This window comes from Halovivax sp., assembly GCA_007119345.1.
GTDB lineage: Archaea > Halobacteriota > Halobacteria > Halobacteriales > Natrialbaceae > Halovivax.
On the sequence record SKPV01000188.1, the window covers coordinates 1 to 4355 of the forward strand.

The window sequence follows — 4355 nt, forward strand, 5'->3', positions numbered from 1 at the left end:
GGCGCGATTGGGATCCGTTCGGAACGCGCCCTCGCCGAAGCGGGCGAACTGGGTGCGCTGGCCCCACGTCCCCAGAAACGCGTTGTCGCTCGAGAGCAGGCCGTAATCGACGCCTTCCTCGAGCAGGGCGAGCCGGTCGTCGACGAGCCGGGCGACGGCGGCGGCGTAGTAGGGCCGGGCCCGCCAGGTGTGGGTGTCGACCCACCCGGTCTGAGGATCGCACTCTTCGTTCCAGAACGGACGCTCGGCGAGGGAGGGATAGCGCTCGCGCAGGTGTTCGATCGCCTCCCGTTCGCGTTCGAGTGTCCCACCGAGGTCAATCGTCAGGTCCTCGGCGTTCGTTCCCCGGCCCTTCTCGTGGACGGAGATGAAGTCCGCACGGACCGGCTCGCCGGTGAGTCGGTTCGTCCCCGAGTCGACGTGCTCGAGGAAGCGATCGAAGTGGATCGAACGGGTCCGGGCGGTTCCGGGTCCGCCGAGGGCGAACTCGCCGTCCGCGTCGGCGAGGCCCGCGGCGCAGGCGTCGTAGTGAGCGAGGAAGGCGTCGACGTCGTGTGCGAACTGCTCCCACCCGAACCCGACGTCCGGCTCGTTCCACCCCTCGAAGTACCACGCCTCGACTTCCGAACGGCCGTAACGCTCCACGAGGTGGGTAGCGAGGTCGCGTACCAGGCGTCGCCACGCCCGCAGTTCGCCGTCGTCGGAGAAATCCGAGAAGCGGTTCGAGGGGTTTCCCATCAGTTCGAAGACGGGGCGGATGCCCCGATCGACGAGGGCGTCGAGGCCCCGGTCGAGCCGGGCGAAGTCGTACTCGGGGTCGACTTCGGGGTCGTCCAACAGGCCCCGCACGCGCACGAGATCCAGGAGGTAGTGGATCCGGACGAACTCCATCCCGCCGTGGGGGATCGAGCCCAGGTACGTCAGCGACTGTTCCATGTCCGAATCCGAGAGCAGGGCCGCGGGCGTGAAGCCGGTGGAGCGCCAGACGCGCGGGAGCGGACCGCGGTCGGACTCTGCATCGACGGAGATCGTCATGGGCCGTAGCTGGCGGGCCCGGGCAAAAAGCTACCGGCGAACGCGAGCGCGAATTCTCCTTCTCGTTGTGGGTAACGATGTCGATGCTGATTCCGGCCTCGTCGAGGCTGTGAACGCTGACGAAAGGTACGGTCACCAAGCGGCCGACGGGGAAGATTCACGAACCGAGCGCCAGGAGTTCGCCATCCTCCGTCGCCGCGTAGACGACGTCCTCGACGGCGATGGCTCCCGACTGCCAGCCCGTCGGTGCGTCGGTCTCGTAGCGCCAGCGCTCGGTTCCATCCGGATCGACCGCGAGGATCAGGCCGCTCTCGGTTCGGTCGTCCCCGCCGTAAGCGATGACGATGTCCTCGGTCGCGATCGCGCGGTGTAACCACCCTTCGACCTCTACGGCCCACTCACGGCCGCCGTCGGTCAGATCGATCGCGACGACGAGCGCCTCCTCGCGCCCGCGCCGGGTGTGGACTGCGTAGCCGATGTCGTCGGGTACAGCCGGTGTCGACGTCCACTTTCCATCGGGCTCGGCCGTCCAGCGCTTGTGCCCGTCACGGCGACGGTATCCGTGGATCGTCGCGCGCTGCTCGCCGCCGATCAAACGATCGCCCGTGAACACGCTCCCCCTGTCGATGGCCGGCGGCGGCACCCCCAGGTCCGTGCCGGCGTCGCTCGTCCACACGCGCGACGGCTCGTCGTCGAACCAGCTGTCCACCGCGGTGTCGTAGGCATAGAGCGACCTCCGGCCGCCGACGATCACCCACTCGTCGTCGAGGCCGACAGTCAGGCCCGTCTCCGGCTGCCAGACGACCTCGCCGTCGGTCAGGTCCACCGCGCGGAGGACGTCCTCGCGCCGGTCGCCGACGAGCGCGAGCTCCGCGGTCAAGACGAGCGCGTCGAGCCAGGGGTTCGTCCCCCCGATCGTGGTCGAGAACACCTCCTCTCCGGTCGCGAGGTCGAACCCGCGAAGCCGGCCCGGAGACTCCTCCTCGTCCATCTCGCGCCCGCACGCGTACGCGACGCCGTCGTAGATTCCCGCGGTGCGGGCCTCGCCATCGACGCTCCAGCGCGCGTCACCGTCCGCGGCCTCGCGTGCCCACATCCCGTCGTCGCCGTAGCCGACGACGACCCCATCGGCAGCCAGGACGCCGTTGAGGCTCCCGTCTACGGTAGCGCGCCACCGTAGCTCGACGTCCTCGTGAGGTGGCGTCGCGTTCGGGTTGTACCCACCGTTGGCGGGACCGTACCGGACGAGCGGCCAGTCGCCCGGCTCGGGCGTCCAGGCGGTGAGCGTCGGTACGCTGTGACCGAGACAGCCCGGAACGCCGCCTGCGGCGACGATGGCCGTCGACGCCAGCACCCTCCGGCGCGACAGGGGCGCTCGTCCGTCGATCGGTTCGTGTTCGAAACGCACAGGACGAAGGTTCTCGGGGTGCGCGTAAAAATCCACTCGTGACTCACATCGTCGTTTTACCTTGCGAAGGGACAACATAGAGAGGAGGAGCCACCGACTCCAGCACGGGTACTCGCATTCGCGGAGCGGACGCCCCGCGCCTGAACGCCCGGACGACGCGTGCGATCGTGGACTTCGCGGGCGACCGTCCCGATCGGTGCGCCCGTCACTTACCATCACCCACGATCCGGATCGCGACCAGCGTCAACAACCCGACGGCGAGCATCACCGTCAGGAGTCCGAACGCCATTCGCCAGCCCGCGGCGTCTGCGGATGCCCCGACGACCGTCGTTCCCGTCGCACCGAGTAAGAGATAGAGCGTTCGAAAGAGACCGAATCCAGTTCCTCGATTCGACGCGTCCATCCCGTCCAGCATCCGCGATTGTAACACCGGCGTGGCGCTCATGGCCACCCCGGCGAGGAGCACTGCAGGAAGCGCGAGAGCGGGCGGTCCGCCGGCGGCGAGCGCTCCGTAGCCGATCACTCCGGCGAACAGCTGCGCCGTCGCGGTCGCGTCCCGGCCGATCCGATCGGAGAGCCACCCGCCGAGGGGTTGAGAGAGCGCGGACGCGGCGAAGAAGGTCGCGAACAGGAGGTTCGCCACGCCGATCGAGAACCCGAAGTGCTCGATCAGGAAGATCGGCAGAAACGCCATCGCGGCCAGTCCGACGAACTCGACGAGCGTCATCAGGAACGTCGTCCGGCGGACGTGCGGACGAGCCAGCAGGTCGGAGAGCGGTCCCGGAGCGAACAGCGCGCGGAGCGAGGCGTCGGGTCGGACCGGTGCGTTCCGGGTGCTCAGGCGGACGAAGAGTGTCCCGATCCCGACGGCGAGGACCGTTCCGAGCGCGATCGTCGATCGCCAGCCGTAGCGAACGCTCACGGCCGCCGCGACGATGGGAGCGATCACGCCGGCGAGCTGGCCACCGATGCGGTGCGTACCGATCGCTCGCCCCAGTCCGTCGGACTCCCGCGCGAGGAGTGCCGTCGCCGCGTTGTAGTAGAGACCGGCGCCGACCCCCAGGAGGATCGTTCCGACCGCGAACAGGGTGAACGTCGGCGCCCCCGCCAGCCCGAGCGCCGCTCCGGCGGTGATCGAAAGCGCCGCGACGACCACCGTCCGCTCGCCGAACCGATCGGCGAGGACGCCGCTCGGAAGTTGCGAGAGAGCGTACGCGATCCACATGCCGGTGAGTGCCAGCCCGACGGCTCCCCGAGAGACGGTGAACGTCTCGATGACGAGCGAGACGACCGGACCGATCACGACCTGCGCGAATCGAACCGCGAAGTAGGATCCGATACAGAGAGAAAGCACCGTGTGGCGTCCGCTCCACCACGAAAAACGCCCTCCGTCGCGATCTCGTTCGTCCTCGTTCATCGACGTGCGCTATACTGTTGGCCGTACCCACGTGAAGATTCTCGGGGTAAGTGGCCCCTTCGAACCCGGCGACCAGTGAACCGTCATCGTGGCGTGGGGTCCTGAGACCTCTAGCTGCACCATTTAATAGCGCTTCTGCGCACAGGCAACCATGACCGAGCTCGACAACCCGTACGCCGAAGGTGGAACCTGGCTTCGCGGAAACCTCCACGCCCACTCGACGGCCAGCGACGGCGTGCGCGCTCCCGAGCGAGTGATCGAAGATTACGCCGCGCGCGGGTACGACTTTCTGGCCGTTTCCGATCACGACACGTTTACCGACCCGTCGAGGTATCGGGACGAGACGAAGCTAACCCTCCTCCCGGCCGTCGAAGTCAGCGCCAACGGCCCACATCTCCTCCACGTCGGCGCGACGGAGGCCGTCACTCCCAACGAAGACCGCCAGGTGGTGGTCGACGCCGTCCGCGCGGGCGACGGGTTCGCCGTGGTCGCCCA

General features: G+C 68.3%; 4 protein-coding genes. 1 reads left to right on the plus strand and 3 read right to left on the minus strand.

The genetic code is table 11. The annotated features are described in order from the left end of the window. From QZT59_RS12655 to QZT59_RS12665, 3 genes are all read right to left on the minus strand, one after another. Positions 1-1035 (minus strand): hypothetical protein (locus tag QZT59_RS12655; RefSeq protein WP_290816689.1); only part of this gene is annotated, 1035 nt, incomplete at its 3' end. 157 nt (positions 1036-1192) lie between these two features. Continuing rightward, complete coding sequence (locus tag QZT59_RS12660) at positions 1193-2443, minus strand: PQQ-binding-like beta-propeller repeat protein (RefSeq protein ID WP_290816699.1); 1251 nt, start codon at positions 2441-2443, stop codon at positions 1193-1195. Between the two features lie 205 nt (positions 2444-2648). After that, entirely contained in the window at positions 2649-3797 is a 1149-nt protein-coding gene (locus QZT59_RS12665; protein ID WP_290816711.1) for an MFS transporter, read from the minus strand. A 214-nt stretch (positions 3798-4011) separates the two neighbouring features. On the opposite strand from QZT59_RS12665, the gene QZT59_RS12670 reads away from it, so the two are divergent. Then, positions 4012-4355, plus strand: a 344-nt coding sequence (locus tag QZT59_RS12670; protein ID WP_394348655.1) for a PHP domain-containing protein, incomplete at its 3' end; no start/stop codon positions are given.